Here is a 2,294-nt window from a genome sequence, read left to right as displayed (position 1 = left end):
CGGCCGGAGCAGCGATGACGGCGCCGGGGGCGTCGCCTTTCACCGCGGGCTTGGCCTTGCCCGTGACGGCCAGGGTGGAAAGGTCGATCTGGCCCTTCGTGGTGGAGGCGACCATGCCCAGCTCGGTGGCCTTGGCGGCAAGGTTCTGCGGGGCGTCGAAGTTCTGCACCTGCTGGGTCAGGTCCTGGTTCTGCTTGGTCAGCGTGGACTGCTCGCTGCGCAGCTGCACCAGCTGGTACTGGGCGGTGGAAACGGAGATGTTGAGGACCAGCACGGCCATCAGCGCCACGGCGAGGAGGCCGAAGCAGAGCACGACGAACGGCGCGCGGCGTTTACGCGGGGCTGAGCGGACGAGAGAGAGCGGGGTCCGGGCTTTCCGGGAGGGGCCGGTGCCGGGAGTGATCCCGGGCAGGGCGCGGGCCGTCGCGTCTGTGGCAACGGGGAATCTGTTGACAGCGGCGGTGCTCATGCGGCCCTCCTGGCTTTGATGCGTTCCACGGCGCGGAGCCTGGCGGAAGCGGCGCGTGGGTTCTCGGCGATTTCGGCGGCGGTGGGCACCTCGGTGCCCTTCGTCAGGGTTTTCAGCCCGGCCTTGTGCTCCTCCAGTTCCACGGGGAAACCGAGCGGCGCGGAGGATTTGGACCCTGCCTGGAAGAAGCCCTTGACGATCTTGTCTTCCAGCGAGTGGTAGGACATGACCACAACGCGGCCGCCGACGGCGATCGCGTTGATGGCCGCGGGGACCGCGCGTTCCAGCACGTCGAGTTCTTCGTTGACCTCGATCCGGAGCGCCTGGAAGGTGCGCTTCGCGGGGTGTCCGCCTGATTTGGCGGCGCCGGCGGGGACCACGTCTCGGATCTGCTCGACGAGCTCGCCCGTTGTCGTGAAGGGCTTCGCTGCGCGGGCCGTGACGATGCGGTTGGCGATGCGGCCGGCGAACTTCTCTTCGCCCCACTTCCGGATGATCCGGACCAGGTCCTCTTCGCTGTAGTTGTTGACGACGTCGGCGGCAGTCTGCCCGCGGCTTGTGTCCATCCGCATGTCCAGCGGGGCATCGAACGAGTACGCGAAGCCGCGTTCCCGCTCGTCCAGCTGGAGCGAGGAGACTCCGAGGTCCATGAGGACCCCGTGGACCTCCTCGAAGCCGAGGTCCGCCAGGATTTCAGGGATCTCGTCATACACGGCGTGCACGAGGTCGATCCGGTCGGCGAAGGGTTTGAGGCGCTCCCCCGCCAGGGCCAGGGCTTCCTCGTCACGGTCGATGCCGATCAGGTGCAGGTCCGGGAAACGCTGCAGCATTGCCTCGGAGTGGCCGCCCATGCCGAGGGTTGCGTCAATGACGACGGGGGTCTCGCCGCGGCTGCGTGCCGCTTCGAAACCCGGTGCCAACAAATTGATGCACCGGTCCTTGAGGACCGGTACATGTCGTTCGGACGTAGGCTTCGACTGGTCAGGGTCCGTCATGCCTGCGTCCTTTCGTTGTCCGGTCGGTTCGTGGAGAGCGGTTGCTGGCTGGGCGTGCCGCTTCTTGATCCAGATCCCCATCCGCGCCTACCCTGCGTCCGCCTGGCTCCGGGGAAGTGAGCCAGGAAAACAGCCGGATGGGCGGCTGGAGATCTCGGTCAAGAATCGTGCAGTGCTGCTTGGTTCGTGCGGGGCTTCAGAGAATCCCCGGTATTGCGTCGTCGGTCTCCGAGAAGGCCGTTTCCTTTTCAGCGAGGTACTCGTTCCAGGCCTGGGCGTCCCAGATCTCCGCGCGGGTTCCTGCACCGATAACGGCGAGTTCCCTGCCGAGCCCTGCGTACTCCCGGAGCGCCGGCGGAATCGTCACGCGCCCCTGCTTGTCAGGCACCTCGTCGGAGGCTCCAGAGAGGAAAACGCGGATGTAGTCCCGAGCCTGTTTGCTGGAGATTGGCGCGTCCCGCATTTGCTCGTGAACCCGGCCGAATTCCGCCTCACTGAAGACGTAGATGCAACGTTCCTGGCCCCTTGTGAGAACCAGTCCGCCGGCGAGCTCCTCGCGGAACTTGGCGGGAAGGATGATTCGGCCCTTTTCGTCCAGACGCGGCGAGTGTGTGCCGAGAAACACGGCCCACCGCCTGTCTGTTCGTAGGAAGCCCAACGTCCCCTGTGCTGCCACTACCCTCTTACGTCCTCCACATTACTCCACATCCCTCCACAGTCAACGACACGCCGAAGGTTTCTGCGTCAATTTGTGGGACCGCCTGACGTCCAGTTCCCTGCAATGGCAGGGAAATGGGCCCCGTGGTGGGAAGTGGAGGAATTATGGCGGG

Annotated in this window: 3 protein-coding genes; all 3 read right to left on the bottom strand. The window is 65.6% G+C overall.

The window, feature by feature from the left end; translation table 11 throughout:
- Positions 1-469, bottom strand: a 469-nt coding sequence (locus tag K789_RS0115620) for a hypothetical protein (protein ID WP_024367573.1), incomplete at its 3' end; no start/stop codon positions are given.
- Positions 466-1,464, bottom strand: a complete 999-nt coding sequence (gene rsmH, locus K789_RS0115615; protein ID WP_024367572.1) for a 16S rRNA (cytosine(1402)-N(4))-methyltransferase RsmH — start codon at positions 1,462-1,464, stop codon at positions 466-468. The genes rsmH and K789_RS0115620, both read right to left, overlap by 4 nt.
- A gap of 196 nt (positions 1,465-1,660) precedes the next feature.
- Positions 1,661-2,089 (bottom strand): division/cell wall cluster transcriptional repressor MraZ, encoded by a 429-nt coding sequence (gene mraZ / locus K789_RS0115610; protein WP_024367571.1) that lies wholly within the window; start codon positions 2,087-2,089, stop codon positions 1,661-1,663.
- Positions 2,090-2,294 lie beyond the last annotated feature (205 nt).

This window comes from Arthrobacter sp. TB 26, assembly GCF_000427315.1.
Taxonomy (GTDB): domain Bacteria; phylum Actinomycetota; class Actinomycetes; order Actinomycetales; family Micrococcaceae; genus Arthrobacter.
This window is presented reverse-complemented; position numbering and strand designations above follow the sequence as displayed.

What these genes read in the sequence shown, in the direction of transcription:
- rsmH (WP_024367572.1), bottom strand. Translation starts at nt 1,464, where the DNA reads ATGACGGACCCTGACCAGTCGAAGCCTACGTCCGAACGACATGTACCG.